Annotated in this window: 18 protein-coding genes; 2 read left to right on the plus strand and 16 right to left on the minus strand. The window is 32.0% G+C overall.

The window, feature by feature from the left end; all coding sequences use genetic code 11:
• Nucleotides 1-164 precede the first annotated feature (164 nt).
• From CLOTH_RS05050 to CLOTH_RS05115, 14 genes are all read right to left on the minus strand, one after another.
• Nucleotides 165-788 carry a YesL family protein gene (locus tag CLOTH_RS05050; protein WP_079411832.1) on the minus strand — a complete coding sequence of 208 codons (624 nt, stop codon included), beginning with the start codon at nt 786-788 and terminating at the stop codon, nt 165-167.
• A gap of 66 nt (nt 789-854) precedes the next feature.
• Complete coding sequence (gene xylB / locus CLOTH_RS05055) at nt 855-2357, minus strand: xylulokinase (RefSeq protein WP_079411834.1); 1503 nt, start codon at nt 2355-2357, stop codon at nt 855-857.
• A 14-nt stretch (nt 2358-2371) separates the two neighbouring features.
• The gene (gene xylA / locus CLOTH_RS05060) at nt 2372-3706 is read right to left on the minus strand and encodes a xylose isomerase (protein WP_079411835.1); all 1335 of its coding nucleotides are present in this window, start codon (nt 3704-3706) and stop codon (nt 2372-2374) included.
• A gap of 44 nt (nt 3707-3750) precedes the next feature.
• Nucleotides 3751-5370 (minus strand): glycoside hydrolase family 43 protein, encoded by a 1620-nt coding sequence (locus tag CLOTH_RS05065; RefSeq protein WP_079411837.1) that lies wholly within the window; start codon nt 5368-5370, stop codon nt 3751-3753.
• A 51-nt stretch (nt 5371-5421) separates the two neighbouring features.
• Complete coding sequence (locus CLOTH_RS05070) at nt 5422-6324, minus strand: carbohydrate ABC transporter permease (RefSeq protein WP_079411839.1); 903 nt, start codon at nt 6322-6324, stop codon at nt 5422-5424.
• A 12-nt stretch (nt 6325-6336) separates the two neighbouring features.
• Nucleotides 6337-7215, minus strand: coding sequence for a carbohydrate ABC transporter permease (locus CLOTH_RS05075; protein ID WP_079411841.1), 879 nt, complete (start codon nt 7213-7215; stop codon nt 6337-6339).
• 101 nt (nt 7216-7316) lie between these two features.
• On the minus strand, nt 7317-8636 hold the full coding sequence (locus CLOTH_RS05080) for an extracellular solute-binding protein (RefSeq protein WP_079411842.1): 1320 nt from the start codon (nt 8634-8636) through the stop codon (nt 7317-7319).
• A gap of 120 nt (nt 8637-8756) precedes the next feature.
• Complete coding sequence (locus CLOTH_RS05085) at nt 8757-9542, minus strand: response regulator transcription factor (protein WP_079411844.1); 786 nt, start codon at nt 9540-9542, stop codon at nt 8757-8759.
• Nucleotides 9532-11286, minus strand: coding sequence for a sensor histidine kinase (locus CLOTH_RS05090; RefSeq protein ID WP_079411846.1), 1755 nt, complete (start codon nt 11284-11286; stop codon nt 9532-9534). Before CLOTH_RS05090 ends, CLOTH_RS05085 begins: the two co-directional genes overlap by 11 nt.
• A gap of 236 nt (nt 11287-11522) precedes the next feature.
• Nucleotides 11523-12752: an MFS transporter gene (locus CLOTH_RS05095; RefSeq protein ID WP_079411847.1), complete on the minus strand. Its 1230-nt coding sequence runs from the start codon at nt 12750-12752 to the stop codon at nt 11523-11525.
• Nucleotides 12742-13542: an ABC transporter ATP-binding protein gene (locus tag CLOTH_RS05100; protein WP_079411849.1), complete on the minus strand. Its 801-nt coding sequence runs from the start codon at nt 13540-13542 to the stop codon at nt 12742-12744. Before CLOTH_RS05100 ends, CLOTH_RS05095 begins: the two co-directional genes overlap by 11 nt.
• Nucleotides 13543-14550 (minus strand): FecCD family ABC transporter permease, encoded by a 1008-nt coding sequence (locus tag CLOTH_RS05105; RefSeq protein ID WP_079411851.1) that lies wholly within the window; start codon nt 14548-14550, stop codon nt 13543-13545.
• A gap of 1 nt (nt 14551) precedes the next feature.
• Nucleotides 14552-15538, minus strand: coding sequence for a FecCD family ABC transporter permease (locus tag CLOTH_RS05110; RefSeq protein WP_079411853.1), 987 nt, complete (start codon nt 15536-15538; stop codon nt 14552-14554).
• On the minus strand, nt 15538-16482 hold the full coding sequence (locus CLOTH_RS05115; RefSeq protein WP_079411855.1) for an iron-hydroxamate ABC transporter substrate-binding protein: 945 nt from the start codon (nt 16480-16482) through the stop codon (nt 15538-15540). Before CLOTH_RS05115 ends, CLOTH_RS05110 begins: the two co-directional genes overlap by 1 nt.
• A 187-nt stretch (nt 16483-16669) precedes the next feature.
• Between CLOTH_RS05115 and CLOTH_RS05120 the strand changes: the two genes are divergently transcribed.
• The gene (locus CLOTH_RS05120; protein WP_079411857.1) at nt 16670-17668 is read left to right on the plus strand and encodes a helix-turn-helix domain-containing protein; all 999 of its coding nucleotides are present in this window, start codon (nt 16670-16672) and stop codon (nt 17666-17668) included.
• Nucleotides 17669-17896: 228 nt separating this feature from the next.
• Nucleotides 17897-18721 carry a metallophosphoesterase gene (locus CLOTH_RS05125; protein ID WP_079411859.1) on the plus strand — a complete coding sequence of 275 codons (825 nt, stop codon included), beginning with the start codon at nt 17897-17899 and terminating at the stop codon, nt 18719-18721.
• A gap of 293 nt (nt 18722-19014) precedes the next feature.
• Here the strand turns inward: CLOTH_RS05125 and CLOTH_RS05130 are convergent, their stop codons facing one another.
• Both CLOTH_RS05130 and CLOTH_RS05135 read right to left on the minus strand, forming a co-directional pair.
• Nucleotides 19015-19875, minus strand: a complete 861-nt coding sequence (locus tag CLOTH_RS05130; protein WP_079411861.1) for a DegV family protein — start codon at nt 19873-19875, stop codon at nt 19015-19017.
• A 129-nt stretch (nt 19876-20004) separates the two neighbouring features.
• Entirely contained in the window at nt 20005-20751 is a 747-nt protein-coding gene (locus CLOTH_RS05135; protein WP_079411863.1) for a ZIP family metal transporter, read from the minus strand.
• Nucleotides 20752-21117: the final 366 nt, after the last annotated feature.

Below are 21117 nucleotides of genomic sequence, written 5' to 3' on the forward strand. Positions count from 1 at the left end.
TTTAGTATTTTTCTCTAAGAACTTTATCTAGTGGATTAAACGACTTAATCTGCACCTATAGTTATCCTCATAATTTTGTCTACATCATCATCTTTTGCTGTTAACGTAGTTATATGGTAATAAATTTTTCTACAAATGCTGTTATTTCATCAATATTTTTTCATCTACTTCTTATCAACCCTCATAAATATTCCTGATGCCCTCAGCATAACAATCCAAGCGATGATGCTTACACCAAAGAAAGGAATACCTGCTGGTATAAAATAAAACATGTAACATAATAGACAAACAGTTAATCCAAATATAATTATCTCTAAAGGGTTACTTATTGCAATCATAAAAGCTACTTTAATATATTGAAGAAGTTTAAGATCATAGTGCACATAAACAGGAAAAACAAAAAACAAAGTAATCATGTAAATGAATACTGTAGGAAATAATCCAATCCATAAGATCCTATGAAAAATTCCATCTATCATCTGTGAAAGCAAGTAGTTAAAATATATCATATATCCAAAAGCTAGAAAAATAACTCCTAATATATTTGACTTTATAAACTCCTCTTTGTAAATTTTAATAAATGCTCTAAACACAGAAGTATCTGTATCTCCCACTGTCCATTTTCTTAAAACACCAAACATTGCTACTGTTGCAGGTGCTATCCCAAACACAACTAACCCAATAACAGTAGAGGCTATCCATAAAATATTTATATATACTAAACGACATATCCATTCACATATTTCATATAACTTATTAGATACCTTACTAGCTCTATTTGCCTGCACTTCCTTATACCTCCTTAAGAAAACAAGGGATGGACACTAAGCTATCTTTTATCCATCCCTTTTAATTTAATTTTTCCTAAATTTCTTCAGTTCTTCGTTTAAGCTTTTGGTTTGTCTATAGACATTCTTATATAATTTGAAAAGCTCCTTATACTTCTTAACATTTTCTGGTATAGGAAGGAAGGATTTTTCCTCAACTGTAAACACATCTACACATTCATCAAGGCTGTTATACCATCCGCATCCATAAGCTGCAAGAATTGCTGCCCCAACCGCAGGACCTTGTTCACTCGTAAGCTTTATAACCTTAGCATTGAATATGTCTGCTTGAATTTGAAGCCAAACATCATTCTTTGCTCCACCACCAATTGAAATAATAGTATCTATTTTCTTTCCACTTTCCCTTAAGATTTCAATAGATTCGTTTAGTGATAAAGTAATCCCTTCAATTATTGCCCTAACAAAATCAATCTTCTTATGAGATCCCTGAATTCCAATAAAACTACCTCGTATATCCGCATCTGCATGCGGAGTCCTTTCTCCTACTAAATAAGGGGTAAACAGTAATCCATTTGACCCAATTGGAACGCTATCTAAACCTTCCAAAAGCTCTTCAAAATTCTCATTTTTTGCAAATTCATCTTTAAACCAACTCAAACTATATCCAGCTGCTAAAGTTACTCCCATAACATAAAATGTATTTTCATCTGCATGATTAAAATAATGAACCCTTCCACTGAAATCTAGATTATTTCTTTTCTCATATGAAAGAATAACCCCTGATGTTCCAATACTACAAAGTGTTTTTCCTTCCGAAAGAATACCAGACCCAATTGCACCGCAAGCATTATCTGCTCCACCAGCAAATACTTTAGTTGTAATTGCTAATCCCGTAAGATCAGCAATGTCTTTGCTAATTGTTCCAACATATTGATGCGATGCTGATAATGGTGGGCATATACTTAGGTCTATCCCTAAAAGATCACAAATTTCCTCGCTCCATCTTTTCTCAGCAATATCTAACATCAATGTTCCAGCTGCATCAGAATATTCACTATAGATATTTCCAGTCATTTTATATCTTAGATAATCTTTTGGTAACATAAACATAGCTGTTTTTTCGAAAATTTCTGGTTCATACTGCTTAACCCACAAAAGCTTTGGAAGGGTAAACCCTTCTAATGCAAGATTCTTTGTAATGTTTAATAGTCTCTCTTTACCTAGTACATCATAAATTTGTCTACACTGCTCTGTTGTTCTAGTATCATTCCAAAGAATTGCGTTTCTCAACACATTTCCAACTTTATCTAATAGTACAAGACCATGCATCTGTCCTGAAAAGCTAATTCCTTGTATATTGTTTATATCACCATCAAAATTATTTACTAATTCACTTAAAGCTGATATCGTCTTATCTATCCATTCTTTAGGATCTTGTTCACTATAACCTGACTTTTCATGAATTAAATGATAAGCTTTTAAAACTTCATTACAAACCTTCCCATTTTCATTCATTAGTAATACTTTTACTGCACTTGTCCCTAGGTCTATACCAATTACATATTTCATAAATAATCACCTTACTAATCCTTAATAAGTTGTGCGTAAACTTCTAATAAATACTTGTTAATAATACCCTTCAGCTTTTCTTGTCTTCCTGATTTATTCTTAATTTCACCAAGCTGCAGTGCGTATTTTTCTAATTTATGAAAATCCGCTTTACCTTCAACAATCTCAAGGCCAATTCCTTCTTTAAAACTACTATAACGTTCTTCAATAAAATCATCTAGTACTCTATCTTCAATCAGACGTTTGGCAACTTTAGTACCAATTGCAAATGCATCCATACCTGCAATGTGAGCATAAAATAAATCTTCTACATCAAATGATGCTCTCCTTACCTTAGCATCAAAATTAAGTCCACCTGTTCCAAGTCCATCATTTTTCAAAATTTCATACATGGCAAGGGTAGTAGAGTATAAATCTGTAGGGAACTCATCTGTATCCCAACCTAACAGCATATCCCCTTGGTTAGCATCTACAGAACCTAACATTCCATTAATACGAGCTACATGTAGCTCATGTTCAAACGTATGCCCTGCTAAAGTAGCATGATTTGCTTCGATATTAAATTTAAAGTAATCTTCTAAACCATAAGACTTTAAGAATGCCAAGCTCGTTGCAACGTCAAAATCATACTGATGCTTAGTTGGTTCTTTTGGTTTTGGCTCGATTAAAAACTGAGCATTAAATCCTATTTCTTTAGCATAGTCTTTAGCCATGTGATAAAACCTTGCCAAATTGTCAAGCTCAAGCTTCATATTTGTATTTAAAATAGTTTCATATCCTTCACGTCCGCCCCAGAATACATAGTTTTCTGCTCCAAGCTCTTTACCAATTTCTAGGCTCTTTTTAACTTTTGCAGCTGCGTATGCATATACATCAGCATTAGGAGAAGTAGCTCCACCATGTACCCATCTAGAATGAGAAAATAAATTTGCTGTATTCCAAAGTAGTTTTGTCTTGCTAGTTTTCATATACTCTTTCATAATTGCGACAATTTCATCTAGGTTCCTATATGTTTCTCTAAGATTATCTCCTTCTGGTGCTATATCTACGTCATGGAAACAGAAGAATGGAACATCTAATTTCTCGAAAATTTCGAACGCAGCTTCTACTCTTGCTTTAGCTAGGTCCATACCTTTATACTTATCCCATGAACGAATCATTGTTCCTTGACCAAAAGGATCTGATCCATCTCCTACAAATGTATGCCAGTAAGCTACTGAAAAACGTAAAAGCTCCTTCATCTTCTTTCCATTAATTATTTCATCTGGATTGTAATACTTAAAAGCAAAAGGATTAGTTGAATTGGCCCCTTCATAACTTACTTTATTTATATTTTCAAAATAATTCATTTTATCTCCCTCCAAGTATTTATGAATTCATAATAATTTCTACCCTAATGTTTTTTTATTTTGTCTTCTTTGTAGACAAAGTAATCAAAATCAGCATATAGATTCTCTCCTGAAGTATCCTGACACTGCATTCCAACAAAGGCTCCTGTAAAAAATCCTCCACCATGAACATAATCATCAGAAAGTTTATAAGAATATAGCTGTATAGGGATTGTTACCCAGTTTTCTCCATCAAAAGAATATGAATATTCATAAGTAGTGGTCTTCACTTGAACTCTAAGATATACATAATTAGCATCTTCTGGTATAACTATTTCTTTACCTCTAAGCGGTTGACTGAATTTAAAGTTATCACAGATTATTAAATCAAGTATTCTTCCTTTCTGCTCATTCCACGTAACATGCAAATATGTCCAGTTTTTCGTATTGTAATAGTTCGCTAGTCCAGCTGATTGCTGAAAAGAATCTGGATAAAATGCAACTTTCGTTTCTGCTATGAAATTAAAGTGTTGCCAACGTCTCGCTACAAAAGCCTGCGTAAATCTAGATGTTAAAGATTCCTTTCCATATAGCCTTAAGTGTCCAGGATTATCTTCTAGTGAAAGAATATTTTCTCCAAGCGGTATACGGAGTGTTTGGAAATGGTGATTTAAAATTCCACTATTGAAATCATCTTTTTCTTCATAATCTTTCTCCCACTTTACCTCTTCAATATTAGGACCCTGAATTTCAAGAGATGGCTGATTCCCCCCTACTACATAAGGCCAATTATCTCTCCACTCTATTCTTTGGATTGCAGTTTCCCTACCTAGAGGACAATAACCTCGATCTTCTAATAAAGGGGCTTCTCCTTTTGGTAACGGACGTCCAGTTAAATGTACCAAAAACCATTCATCTGTATGAGTTTTTACTATAGATGCATGACCAGCTTTCTGAAGTGGATTGTGAGGATACGGCCATGACGTCAATAATGGATTTTTCGGGTGTACTTCATACGGCCCCCATATATCTTTAGATCTTGCTATAGTAACTGCATGATTATATCTAGTTCCCCCTTCTGCAGTTAAAAGATAGTAATATCCATTAATCTTGTATAAGTGGGGAGCTTCTGTCAGTTTTATATCAGTTCCCTTGAAGATAATGTCTTTTCTTCCAACAAGCTTGCATTCTCTAACACTATATTCCTGCAAAATAATTCCATAAAAATTATGATTTCCAACGCGATGGTCCCAGTACATGTTTACTAAATACTTCTTACCATCTTCATCATGAAATAATGATGGATCAAAGCCTGAGCTATTTAAATAAATAGGTTCTGACCACTCACCATCTATTGTTTCACAGTTTACTAAGTAATTGTGACAATCCTTCCATTGACCATCTACAACCTTTACATCAGTGTAAATTAACCAAAATTTTTCGTCTGCATATGAAAGCTGTGGCGCCCAAATTCCACCTGAATCAGGGTTTCCTAGCATGTTCAGTTGGCTTATTCTATTTAATGGCCTAGCAGCTAGTCGCCAATTTTTTAAATCCTTCGAATGATATATTCCAACTCCTGGAAACCATTCAAATGTTGAAACTGCAATATAGTAATCTTCACCCACACGACATATACTTGGATCTGGGTTAAACCCTGTTAAAATAGGATTTTGAATTATCATACTCTTTTCCCCCCTCAAATCTATTCTTGCATTTATAAAAATTGATTTAATTTATCCTTTTATAGATCCAGCGGTTATTCCTTCTATAATTCGATCACTTAATATAAAGAATGCCAACAAGATAGGAAGTACACTAATCATAAGAGTGGCTCCAATTGCTCCCCAGTCTGTTGAGTACTGTCCTACGAAATTTTGTATTCCAACAGTTAGTGTTTTATACTTATCTGAGCTAATGAATGTGTTAACAAAAACAAATTCATTCCAGTTATAAATCATATTTATTATGGCAGTTGTTACCACTACAGGCGTAGTCATCGGTAATATAATCTGAAAAAACATTCTATGAATAGAACAACCATCCATAATTGCTGCTTCCTCAATTTCCTTTGGTAAAGTATAATAAAATCCTGATAAAATCATAATAGTGAGAGAAAGATTGAAAGCAATGTATGTAAGGACAATAGACATAGGATTATCCATTAGCTTTACACTCTTAAAAAAACTAAATAATGGGATTAATGTTGAATGTACAGGAATCATCAATCCAACCATAAATATTCCTAAGACAAAATCTTTATACTTCCATTTCATACGAGTAATTGCAAAGGTTACACAACTTGCCAGTAGAATTGTTACAAATACTGCAACTACTGTAATCCATATACTATTAAAAAAATATACACCTATATTACCTTGTGTCCAAACTTTTACGTAATTCTCCCAATGAGGGTTTAGTGGTAAAGACAATGCGGGCGTATTAAAAATTTCCTGATTTGTTTTAAGAGAGAAAAATAACAACCAGACTAAAGGAAAAACTTGAATTACAGCTAATAAAATTAATGTAGAATACAACACAACCCTAGCTAAATGCTTTAATAGTATAGATTTAGAGCCATTTATTTCTACTTTTCTAGCAGCTTGTGATGTATTTTTATTCTCTGTTATAGCTTTCATTATTTCTCCCCCCTAATATTGTATTTCTTCCTGCGAAGCAGTTAGCTTTCGGATTACCCAAGTAATTCCTAAACAAATAAGCAATAAAAAGAACCCTATGGCACTTCCATATCCAAAGTCATATGTACGGAATGCCTGTTTATACATATATGAAGCTATAACTTCACTAGCTCCATTAGGTCCTCCATTTGTCATTACATAGATCAAATCAAAATATTTAAGAGAACCTACTACTGCTAAAACAACTGTTACCTTAATTACATTTGCAATTAACGGTATTTTAATTTTGTATGCAACTTGCCAAGGTGTTGCTCCATCAATTGTAGCTGCTTCTACTAATGACTCAGGAATATTCTTTAACGCTGCGTAATAGATCAAGATATAAAAACCTGCATACTGCCATAAAATAGCAATGAATATTGCATATAGAACTATATTAGTGTCTGCTAACCATAAAGGTGGATTCTTTACACCTATATGCGTTAGAAAGCTATTAAACACTCCACTTGTAGGATGGTATATTCTTAACCAAAGCTGAGCAATGGCTACAGATGAAAGTAACATAGGAATTAAATAAACCTTCTTAAAAAAATTCGCTCCTTTTATTTTCCCTGACAGAACTAATGCAATTAATAAGTATATCCCTAAACTAAGTACAGAAAATATAGCAAGTAAAAAAGAATGCTTAACACTTTGCCAAAACATTTGATCGGACATTAGTCTTGTATAATTCGATAATCCACTAAATTCCATATGCCCTATCCCATCCCATTTCATTAAGCCGTAGTATCCTGTCATTATAATAGGACTATATACTAAAACCATCATTATTATCAGTGCTGGTAGTACATATAATGCAATAATCCTTTTATCCGACATAACTTTGTCCATTCATTTTATCTCCTTTCGAAGTTATTCAGAGTAAAACCTTCATATCTAATAAAGGATATATCTGTTTTTTCTGATATATCCTTTATTGAAATGATTAAGTATTATTTAGCTTCTCCTGCAAGAGCTTCTTCATGTTCTCTAGCAAAATCTCTTGGACTAGCTTGATTTCCAAAAAGAGATTGAATCATATTTAAATGAGTTTCTGCTGTAGCAGCTTTCATTTGTACGTCTGCGAATAAAGTGATATTGCTAGCTTCTCTTAAGTCATTTAAAACATCTATATATAATTCAGGTAAATCTAATTCTGATGTATCTACTGTCGTAGCAGGTATAACACCAACTCTAGTAACTGCTTGTTGTCCCCATCTTTCAACGAAGAACTTAACAAACTTCTTAGCTTCATCCCTTACTGGTGAATTTTCAGCAACGAATAGCCCTACTCCTGGTCCTCCAACCCAGCTATCAACATTTCCCTTACCACCTTCAACTACAGGGAATTTAAAGTATCCAACACTATCCCTAAATTCTTTTGATACTTCTTCATCAGTAGTGAAATTAGGTAATTCCCAAGAACCCATAAGATACATTGCAGCATTCCCATTAAGAAACTCTGCTTTACCTTCATCATTTGACAGTCCATTGAACCCTCTTACAAAAGCATTCATATTAACTAAATTTTGAATTTCTTCAGCAGCTTTAACCAAACTTTCGTCTTCAAAGCTACCAGTACGGTTAATTGCATTTGTTAATACATCTGGTCCACCGATTCTATCTGCAAGGTACATATACCATAAAGACCCAGTCCAACGGTCCCTGTTTCCAAGAGCTATAGGTGCAACATTGTTATCAGTAAGAGTCTTAACAACACTCTTAAATTCTTCATAATCTCTAGGAACCTCAAGATTATATTTAGCAAAGATTGACTTATTATAGTAAAGAGGTACAATATTCAATTCTAGAGGTAGAGCATAAGTTTGCCCATCTACTTCATATGCCTCTGTAGTACCTGGAATAAAGGCTGCTTTTAAATCTCCATCCAGAATATCATTTAATGATGTAAAACGATTTCCTTTCACATATGGCTCTATGAAACCACCAGCCCATGTCATTCCTATATCAGGCAAGTCATTTGAAGCAGAACTAATTTGTAATTTGTTTTTATACTGTTCATTTTCTAACACTTCCTGTACCACCCTTACGTGCGGGTTCAAATTCTGATATTCTTCAATGATTTCACTTACTAACATATTGTGCTGTCTTGAACTTCCCGCTGGCCATAAATGCATGAACTTTATAGTTACACGGTCATCCCCTTTCTGATTTTCTTGAGAACCTGAATTTTCAACTGAAGAACACCCTGTTGCCATCAGCATTAGAGCTAACGCTAAGATCAAGACTACTGAGTGAAATTTCTTATTCACTTTTTATCCCCCCATTCTTAAAGCATTTTAAATTTTCAGAATATTTTCTTCCTATACTTAGTCTATCATCTCACCTCTCGTGGAACAAGGTAACAGTGATTGTATAAAATACCACTTTTTTTAGATGTCATTATCTTTATTTGATTTTCTAAACTGGTGAGGGGTTATTCCTTCGAATTCTCTAAATAGTTTTATAAAATATTTGCTGGTATGGTATCCGACATTTTGAGCAATTTCATCTATACTTAAATTTGTTGATACTAATAATTTTTTTGCTTCCTGTAACCTTTTTCGTGTTATATATTCACTAAATGTAAGACCTGTGTGTTCCTTAAATAATACACTTAGATAACTGTGATTTAAGTGAACATGCTTTGCTACTTCCTTCAAGCTTAGTTGCGTTTTTATGCTCTTGTCTATGAAACCAAGTGCTTCTTTAATAGGAGATTGGTTCTGATAATTTTCACTTTCTATATTCAATAATTGTTTGTCGACAATTTTCTCTATCTTTTCAACTTTATTCTGATTATCTTCTACTTCCATTGCTTTTTCTACTGATTCAATTAACTTGCTTTTACTAATAGGTTTAAGCAGGTAATTTACCACACCTAGTTGGATTGCTCTTTGCGCGTAATCAAACTCTGGAAATCCAGACAAAATAATGGAAACTAATCTATCTTGTCTATTTCTCAATTGTTCTAACATTTTCAAGCCAGAAATCTCAGGCATACAAATATCCGTTATCAGAAGATGTACTTTTTTTTCTTCTAGAATCTCAAATGCTTCTTTGGCACTAGCTGCACACAAAACATCATATTTTCCCTCTCCCCACACTTCAATAGTTTTCTTCAATCCTTGCCTAGTTCGTGGCTCATCATCGACAATTAAAATAGTTTTATAGTACATTCTCAATCTCCTCCCCTATAGGAATCTCAAAAGTTACGCATGTCCATTCATTTTCTTTACTCTCGATAGAAAATTCAATTTCTCCTTTGTCAATATAATTAAGTTGGAGTCTCTTATAAATATTAACGAGAGCCACCCCTTTTCCCTTAAAAGAAGATATTATTCCTGATTTTAATGACTGTCTAATAGAATGCAGAGTAGTTTTATTAATTCCAATCCCATCATCCATTACTTTAATCACTAATTTTTTAAGAGGTTTTACTTCTTGAACTATTACAGACACAGTACCTTTATCATTTTTATTTCCTATCCCATGTAGTATCGCATTTTCTACAAGTGGCTGGATTATTAGTTTTGGAATTTTGATATTAATACCAGGTGGCAAAGAGACGTCCCAGGTGAGTTTGTCACCTAATCTCATTTTCATAATCTTAAGATATCTTTCTATATGTTGAAGTTCATCTTGTATAAATACTAATTCATCCTCAACTCTAGAACTAGTTATTGTATAGCGAAACAATTCTGACATAGCAATCACAATTTCCGCTAATTCTTCTTCACCTTTTTCTTCTAGTGACCAATATAAAGCTTCTAACGTGTTATATAGGAAATGTGGGTTAATTTGTGCTTGCAAAGCTTTCAATTCTACTTGATTAATTAATATTTCTTTTTCGTACACTACTTTAATTAGGTGATTTATATTCTCAACTAATTCATTGTAAGTTTTATTCAATTTAGTAAGTTCAACAGTTGATGTTTTCTCTGAAATAGGCTTTAATCCATGCAATTTAGCATTTTCCATCGTTTTGATTAAGTTTAAAACTGGTTGTGTAACCATTGTCGAGAAGAAAAAAGAGAAGTAAAAAAAGATAATAAAACCTATGATCCCTGAAAATAAAATTGCAGTTCGAAGAACAGAAATTCCCTTCATTACTGCATATACTGGAGTTAGAATCATCACCGTCCATCCTGTTAAATCCGATTTTACTTTAGATACTATATAATCTCTGTTATCTATGTTCATTAGCTTCTTACTTTTTCCAATAATTTCTTCAACATCTCCATAATAATTTAAAGAAATAGGTGAATTTTCTTCGTCAAGAATGATCGTATATTCCCCCTGCTGAGTTGTTTTAGAAGCATTATGTAGTGTAAAGTAATTTTTATGCATGCTTATCAATAAATATCCTCCATTAGAAAACCACCGATCTATTAGACTTACTTGGCGAATAGCTAAATGTAGATTAGGGTCTCTTGGATCTTGCCCAATCCATACCATTTTCCCTTTTCCATCTCTTGCTTTTTCTATCCAATCCTTATTCACACGACTAGATAAGCTAGCTTCATTCAATGGAAAAAGTCTTCTACCATCTTCTAAATAGAGTTCAAATGAATGAATCCCATCTGAATAAACTTGATAATTATTTACTACCTGCATAAGAGACTGACGTTGGTTAAAGCTTGTAGGTTTACCATCAACTTCGTCTAGTAATAATTGTTGTACATATAGATTTGTTGTGACTTGTCTAGATATTATATCAATTTGGCGATATAAAGTTTCTAGCCTTTCGCTGACTTGAACTGTTGTTTCTTGTATTTGTATTTCTGCATTATACCTCAATAAATTTGATACAATGCTAAAAATAATAATATTAACGAAAAATAATACAAAGATAATAGCAATTAAAAAAACAATCAGTATTTGATTACGAAGTGTATTAAATTTGTTTAACCTAGAAATCAAGTAAAATCAACCTTTCTTATTTTTATTTAAAACTTAAACCAAAGTCCTAATCTTACTTTTTCTCTGCCTCTAACTAATTTCCTTCTTCACTCCACTTAAAAATGCAGATCTAAGCTACCATTGATTAGGCAACATACACATTCGTTATAAACTCTCAAAAAATCCCCTAGGCTTAATTACCTAGGGGAGGATACATTACTATTCAATTTTTATATAAACTGCTACTTCAGTTGATATTAATCTATATTAATTCTCCTAACATTCCACCTTATAAATCTAACTACTCCTACACTAAAAATAAAAGTTAATATCATTATATTATAAAGGCTTAAATTAGCTTCTATCAACTGACCATATATCAGTTGTCCAGGTACAACACTTGCTGTAGCAACAGCAGTAGAAAAAGCACTTACCCTACCTAGCATATCTTCTTTGACCTCTTTTTGAATATAAGTTAAGGATATAACATTAGATAAAGCTAAAGACAACATTATCCCAAGACCACCTATCGAATATAGTCCTAGAATAACAAATTTATTCTCAATAGTTACATAAGTTGCAATTCCCATAGTTATAATAGATATAATCATAGGATACATAGTTTTGTGTACTTTTTTTATAGTGAATAGTTTAGAATTAAATGTTACTAATATACCACCTATAATCATCCCTGAAACAAATATTGCTTCCACAAAACCATATACAGTTGATGGCATATTCAATTTCACTTTAACAAAATAGGGAGATACTATGCTTAAAATTGGTACTACAAAAATATTTGTCAATCCATAAGAAATTATAATTCCTAGTACAACTTTCTTTTTTTCCTTCAGATACATGAAGCTATTTTTCATTTGCATAACAGATTCAAAAATTGAATTCCTAGATTTTTTCCTTAATTCTAAATCTGGTATTTCTAGAAATATTTCTAAAATAGCTGCTATCAAGAAACTCATAGCATTTAATATTACAATTGTCTTTATACCAACAAAACTATATAGTATTCCAGCAACAATAGGTCCAACTAAATTAACTATAGCGCCGACTTGCTGAATTATACCGTTAGCTGGAGCTAATTTTTCCTTATCAACAATCTGTGGTATACAAGCTGTAACAGAAGGACTATACAAAGTATAGATTGTAGATAGTAGAAACATAACACTACCTACTATAATGATATTATCTCTCCCACTTATTACTACTATTGAATATACACCCATTAATATAGCACTAATAAAATCAAGAAAAAGCATTATTTTTTTTCTGTTTATTGTGTCTGCTAGTAATCCTGCGATAGGTGCAAATAATATATATGGAATAGTTGAAATTGCTAATATTGTTGAAAATATAGCAGCACTTCCTGTTAAATCTAAAATATATAAAGACATGCAAAATCTTTGAATTGCATTTCCAAGTAGTGATATTATCTGACCAGTAACGACTATAATAAAGTTTTTATTTCTCATTTTCCCCCCTGATAAGTTCATAATCCACACAAATAGGGTAGTTTTTATTATCACTTAATTGTAATCTAGCATCAATTCCATATATCTTTCTCAGATTTTCTTTAGTTATCACTTCCTTAGGAACACCACTACAAACAATTTTACCTTTTCTAAGTCCAATAATATTACTAGCAAATCTACAAGCATTGTTTAGTTCATGCAATACCATGACAACTGTAATGTTCTTTTCCTTGTTTAATTTCTCTAATACTTGTAATACTTCTAGTTGATATGATATGTCTAGATAAGTTGTTGGTTCATCTAACATAATAATATCTGTTTCTTGAGCTAAAGTCATAGCAATCCATGCTCTTTGTCTTTGTCCACCTGATAAATTTTCTATCTCTCTATCTGCAAATTCCTTAAGTCCAGTCTCCTCGATTGCCCAATTAATAATTTCTTTATCGTGTGCTTTCAATCCACCTATCATCTTCTGATGAGGAAACCTTCCATAGGAAACCAATTCTTTTACAGTCATTCCACTTGGACACACAGGGCTTTGAGGTAAAAATGCAATCTGAGTTGCTATATGCTTTTCTTTTTGATTTTTTATATTTCGCCCATTAACAAAAATTTCTCCACTTTTAGGCTTTATAACTCTCGCAATACTTTTAAGCAAAGTTGATTTTCCACATCCATTTGCCCCTACAATAATACTAATTTCTCCCTTTGGAATTGAAAGGTCCATTTGATCTATAATTAAATTGTCTTCATATCCCACTGATAAATTACTTACTCTTATCGCTTCCATCTACTTCTCCTTCATCATTAGATAAATAAAATAAGGTACTCCAAATATTGAAATTGCTATTCCTACTGGTATTTCGATTGGAGAAAATAAATTCCTTGAAACGGCATCTGCAAGTAAAATGATTGCTACACTTATCATTGCAGAAATTATTAGAAAGTTCCTATGATAAGGCCCAACTAGCTTCTTAGCTATATTGGGAGATATTAATCCTATAAATCCTACATTACCTGCAAATGCCGTTGCCGCTCCTGCCAACATAACTGAATATGCTAAGAATTTTTTTCTTTCTTTATTTAAGTTCAGCCCAAGGGAAATTGCATGCTCATCAGATAAATTTAGTACATCCAACTTTTTATAGTTAAGTAACACTAAGCTAAAAAGTATGGTAACAAGGGGAATAATGATTTGAGCATAGCTCCATCCTGCTCCCCAAAGGCTCCCAGATATCCAAATCAATACTCTATTATAATCACCTACTCCTCCCCGAAAAGTAAAAAATGTAATAAAAGCATTCATGCCTGCATTCATTCCAAGTCCAATCAATAATAATCTCCTTGGCCTTATTCCTTTGCTACTCGATAAAAAATAGATTACAAATGCTGAAATACCAGCTCCTAAAATAGCCATAAATGGCAATACATAAACAGATAAAGTTCCCAACACACTATAGTAGTTTGTAGTTCTTAGTGAAATAAATATAACTGCTGCTACTGCCGCACCTGCATTAATTCCAATAATTCCTGAATCAGCTAACTCGTTCTTCGTTATTGTCTGTAGTAATGCCCCTGCTGTGGATAAAGCTATTCCAACAGAAATACCAACTAACATTCTAGGAAGTCTTAGATTAAGTACTGCTGCATTTTCTAACTTTGTTCCTTCACCTAATAAAGTTCTGATAATACCTGTTGGTGCTATTTTATAATTTCCCCAGCTTAAATACATAACACTAAATCCTAATAATAAAACAACTAATACAAATACGGTTATTTTAAACCTGTTTTTTTTCATATTAACCCCTCTCCTTTCTCGCAACAGCTATAAAGAAAGGAACTCCTATTATTGCCGTAAATATTCCAATTGGCGTTTCATAAGGATTATATACTAATCTTGCCGCTATATCAGAATAGACTAAAAGCACTGAGCCTAATAAAAAAGAAAAGGGTATGTTTTTTGTATAGTCTTCACCAAATATTTTCCTTGTTACCTGTGGCATTATAAGCCCTACAAACCCTATATTTTTCCCAACAGCTACCGCTGCTGCACACATAGGTATCATAACAAGAAATGTTAATAGCCTGATTCTTTCTGGATTCTCTCCTAGACTAATTGCCACATCATCCCCAAGACTTAATATATTTATTTTTTTCGCTAGTAACATAGCTAAAATTAAACCAGCTACTGCCACTATTGAAACCAATCTAAAATCTGACCAAGTTGTATTTCTAAAACCTCCTGAAACCCAAAATGCGATAAATTGAGATTGATTTGATAAAAGTCCTATTATAGTTGTGAGAGAAATAAAGAATGTACTCATAGCAGTACCTGCTAATAGTATTTTTGTAATTGAACTACTTTTTGTTTTTTTTAATAGGAATCCTATAACTATCATGCCACTAAATACAGCTCCAATTAGTGAAGCTATCATCACATTAGTTGTATTAATCGTTATACCAAGTGCGTAAAAGATTGCTATCATCAAAGTCGCACCTTGACTAACTCCAAGAAGTGAAGGTTCTGCTATTGGATTTCTTGTAACACCTTGAATCATCGCTCCTGCTGCACCCAAAATCCCACCTGTAAACATAACGCTTAAAACTCTCGGAATACGCACATCTCTAATTAACATTAATTCAAGTGTTTCACTATAATTAAAAATACTATTCCATATATCCGAAACTCCAATATGAGTTACCCCTAGACTAATAGCTAGGAATAACCCAATAATTAGAATTACAATATTACAACCTATGAAAGCTATTGTATTAACTTGTTTCATTAATTTAACATCTCCAAAATTTCATCTAAAAGTATTTCTCTTCCAATAGAGCTGTATCCTTGAATAAAGTAAGGTGAAGCACTTAATTTAATCACTTTACCTTCCTTTACGGCAGGTAAACTATTCCAAATAGCATTTTCCTCAAGAACATTCAAATCTTCATTTGTTCCAAGAACAAATATATAATCTGCTTTTATTGAAGCTAATCCCTCATAAGTGACAACAGGTAAGCTAATGTCACTTTGCTTAGGCATTCCTTGCGGCCTACTTAACCCCATATCTTGATATAAAACACTTCCAAATCCTGCTCCATCAAATACATAGAATTGACCACCACTAGCTAGGAAAGATAAGTAACTTATATTTTCACCATTCTTATCTTTAATCTTTGTTCCAACTTCATTTGCCTTTGTATTATAATTATCTAGCCATTCTTGTGCTACTTCCTCTTTATTAAATAGTTTTCCTAATACCTTAACATCTTCTTTCCAATCTAATGCTTCTAATTGAATCATTACTGTTGGGGCGATGTTGCTTAATTGATCATACATTTTCTCTTGCACTGTTGATATAATAATTAAATCTGGATTTAAATTCATTATTCCTTCAACATCCATAGTATCTTGCATGCTATATCCTAATATAGTAGCTCCTTTTAATGTTTCCTCTAAATATGAAGGGAACTTTGTATAATCATAAGCATCACTATTAGCAGTTCCTACCACCTTGTATCCTAAGATAGACAAAATATCACTATTACCACTTAAGTCAACTATTCTTTTTGGATTTTCTGGGATTTCAACTTCTCCTCTAACATCATTTACTATAACTGTTTTATTTTCTTCTTTTTCATCTGTTACCTTTGAAGGTTTTGAACAACCAGCAAGAACAAAGATTGCTATAAAAGCGAATATAACTGTTTTAAATATTGAATTTCTTTTCACTTAGCATCTTCCTTTCGATATTTAAATTTTTGTATTCTCGACAAGACTTATTGTATATGATAATCATTATCACATCAATACATTCACCTAATTTAATTATTTTTGCATCTATTAGAAGTATTTTGTTGAAATATGGAGAACAATTAAATATAATTTATTTAAATCTTGTGTATACGGGGTGAGATATATGATAGTAAAATCTAATGAAGAGTTTAGAAACGTACTTTTAAAGATGTTATCCTTCAGCAAAAATGAAAGTGATAACTACATTTTATATACAAATAAAGAAAAACCTGAACTTGGCTACTTAATTAATTATTCAAGAAAAGGATATTATAATTTAGATATTGCAGACTATACCATACCTAAAGACTTTTCTATATCATTTGATAACCCTGAGCTGTTAGTCAGATTTGGTATCGTTTATGAAGGAGTTACAGAATTTAATATCGAAAATAGTCCCGTATCATCATTTACGCCTTCATCATTTTTTGTTATTGAAAAAGATATAAAGGGTCGCCAAAGATGGAAAAAAGGTCAACACTTTCACGGAATTGAAATAACCATATATGAAAGCTATTTTAATGAAGTAATAAAGCCAAACTTTCCAAATATAATGGATTTAGATGCTTTTATTAAAAATTACACATACACTTATCTCCCTTTAGAAATTGTAGAAATTATTCGTCAACTTCAAAGCCTAAGTTATAAAAATACATTAACAAGTATTTATTTAGAAAGTAAAATTTTAGAGTGTATAGCAATTCTTATTAATGAAGTTACTAATTCTCCTGAAAATGCTTTTACAAATCAAATTAACTATGGAAATATTAACATTGGAAATAGAGTTATAAAGTTGACTGCTTCTGATATACAAGCTATTCAGAAAGCCCATGAAATTCTAGAAAAGAATTACAATAACCCTCCTACTATCAAGGCTTTAAGTAAGATGGTATTTCTGAATGAACAAAAGTTAAAAGCTGGGTTTTCGAAACATTATCATATGTCCATAGGAGAATATATTAATCATATTAGAATGACTGTTGCCGCAAATCTTATTTCTACTACAGATTTAAGCATAGAGGATATAGCTTATAAAGTTGGTTATAACTACTGTGCAAATTTTTCTAAGATGTTCAAGAAAATTTATGGAAAAACTCCACTAAGGTTTAGAAAAACAAAATAAAGAGGTTGTAAAATTTATAATTAATCAACAATTTGCCACCGAACGAAATTCTACGGTGGCAAATATAAATACTGGCTATTTTATATATGTACTTCTACTAGACATATAATCTTTTCAATGTATAACGCCTCTGAGTTATTGATCAAGTACTAGAAAATAGTATACAATAATATTAAATTTATAGTGTAATTTATATATAATCCCTATTTAATCAAAGGAGTTATACACATGAAAATAAAAATATTTTTACCTATACTTATTTTTACTATAGGTTTTTTATACTTTAATAATAACTATATAGTAACTAGAAAAATAGATATTCATTCGAGAAAGACCCCTCTTGAACTTAACGACTTCAAAATAGTTCAAATATCAGATCTGCATTCGAAATCATTCGGTAAAAATCAAAGAAAATTAATAAATAGTGTCAAAAATCAAAAACCTAATTTGATAGTCTTAACAGGTGATATGGTTGATAGAAGAAGATATAATGAAAAACCTGTAATTGATTTGGTAAAGGAAGTTATTAAAATAGCACCAACATACTATATAACAGGTAATCATGAGATTTGGTCAGGAAATTTCAATCAGTTACAAAACAAGTTAACTTCTATAGGAGTAAGGGTTTTGAGAAATGAGATTGAGGAAATTAAAATTGGAAATGAAAAAATATATATCATGGGATTAGATTACCCTCATGGTAGTAAGGATGATAAAGAAATAGTTGAAAATACATTAACGAAGTTACATAGTAATATAGAAAATGATAAGTTTAAAATATTACTAGCTCATAGACCCGATTTAATAGATACATATAGTATATTCCCTTTAGATTTAGTGTTTTCTGGTCACGCACATGGAGGTCAGATTAGACTTCCATTTATGGGCGGAGTAATTGCACCACATCAAGGTTTTTTGCCGAAATATACATCAGGGCTTTATAAAAAACATAATACACAAATGGTGGTAAGTAGAGGGTTAGGAAACAGTCTATCTCCTTTTAGAGTATTTAATTTTCCAGAAATAATTACTGTAACACTATATGCACAATAAGTATTATTATAGGTGGAGCTTAATACATTCAAATTGTGCTTACCTTTAAGTGATGAAAGATCTATTTCTTTCCACTTGAGGTTCGTTCTTAGACTTTCCCTTCATATTCAGATAGTCATTACTGTAGAAAATACTTCAGAAAAACAAAGTAAACTACATTTAATTTCCCATAAAAAATACATCCAAGTAGATAATCTAATTAATTAGATTATCTACTTAGAAAGTATATCATCACCAAAAATCATAATCTGCATATAAGGTGATGTCCTCTAAGTTACCATAAAAGTTTCTAGCTACTTTCTTTCTTCTTTTGTATAATATACAATCCCTAATGCCCCAGGTCCAACATGCACTCCAACTACAGGTCCAATTGAACAAATATCTATAGGTTGTTTAACTAAACCTTCAACAACTTGAGCAAATTGTCTTGCTTCTTCTTCACAATTTATATGATGTATTATAGCTTCACCTAAACCATATTCCTTTACATCTTCCATAAAGATATCAATCATTGCTTTAACTGCTTTATTTTTACTTCTAACTTTGGTTATAACATCTGTTTTCCCATCTTTTACAGTTAGTATAGGTTTTAGCTGAAGTATAGATCCTAAAAGGGCTTTAGCTGTGCCTATTCTTCCACCTTTTCTTAAGTACTCAAGAGTATCAGGAATAAAAAGAAATCTACTTCTTCTGATATTCTCATTTACCTTTTCAACAACTTCTCCTATTGTTCTTTTCGATTTTGCTTCTTTGGCGGCACAAATAGCTGCATACCCTAGTTGCATAGCAGTAGATTTCGAATCTATTAATTGTATATTTGCATCAGGATAATTTTCTAGTATCATATCCTTAACCATACAAGCAGTGTTATATGTTCCACTTTTTAAAGATGATATAAATACTCCTACAATGTCATATCCATCTTTGATAACTTTTTCAAATACATTATAAATTTCTTGTACTGTTGGTTGAGAAGAAGTAGGTATTTCTTTTTGTTTATTTAGTTTTTCATAAAACTCCTCATTTGTTATATCTGTTTCTTTAATTACTTCATCTTCAAAAACTATACTAAGTGGTATAACTGTAATATCGTACTTTTCTATTAATTGCTTTGGTATATAAGATGTACTATCAACTATAACTTTTATAGGCATTAATTGATCTCCCTTCAACACTTTTATAAATACATATTTATTATACAGTAATTAATGGTAATTGTATATTTTGAAAAAAAGGGTAGCCTCGTATAGCTACCTTTTTTTGCTAAATGATTTTTATTAGTTCTATAAAAGTATAAAACCAAGCAATAATCCTATAATCATCCCTAAGTTAGCATTGTGGCTGTGCATTGTATTTGCCTGCGGAATTAATTCATCATTAACTATATATACCATTGCTCCTGCTGCAAAAGCTAATGAACCGCCTATAAAAACTTCAGATATCTTCAAAAATAACATTCCAATCGCAGTCCCCAAAGGCGTCATAAGACCAGCCAAAAGAGTAAATAAAAATATCTTCCCTACAGAAAGACCTCCAGCTTTCAAAGGCCCTGCTATTGCTAAGCCTTCAGGAATATTATGAAAAGCTATGGCAGCTGCAATAAAAATTCCCATTTGTGGACTGGCCTCAATACCAGCTCCAATTGCAAGTCCTTCTGGTAGATTATGCAAAGCAATTCCAAATAATATCAAATATCCTGTTCTTAACATATTATTATCTAGGTTATCAAGTTTACCTACATTTTCAACTACTAAATCTTCTACGCTAGACATATGTGAGTGAGGTACAATTTTGTCTAATAAAAACATCATTCCTGCTCCAAGAACAAAACCAACAACAGTTATTGTCATAGAGCCGAGTTGAAGTGATTCTGGCATTAGCTCAAAAACAGAAATAGCTAACATTATTCCTGCAGCAAATCCAAGCAAGGATGCCAACACTTTTTCACTTGGCCTACCAAAAACAACTAAAATTATTACCCCTAACACGGTAGATGTTCCGGCTAAAAAGCTATATAATAATCCTTCCATGGCTAGTCTCCTTTTTTGTTGATTATTAGTATTTAAGGTTTGTATATTCTCATTACTTTCTAATATTTATACCCTTAATTTTAGATAAAATAACACTTTTTCTTAAGGAAATAGTTGTCGTCTTGTGGTCATGTGTCTAACCTCTGGATATATTATTATAGTACATTCAAATTGTGCTTACCTTCAAGTAATGAAAAATCTATTTCTTTCCCCTTGAGATTCGTTCGTAGAGTTTCCTTCCATATTCAGATAGTCATTACTGTAGAAAATACTTCAGAAAAACAAAGTGAACTACATTTAATTTCCCATAAAGAATGAATATGGCATAAACTCTTTAATTGGAAATGAAACTTGTAATGTTACTGC

Origin of the sequence: Alkalithermobacter paradoxus, assembly GCA_002029295.1 — a bacterium.
Taxonomy (GTDB): Bacteria; Bacillota; Clostridia; order Peptostreptococcales; family Peptostreptococcaceae; genus Alkalithermobacter; species Alkalithermobacter paradoxus.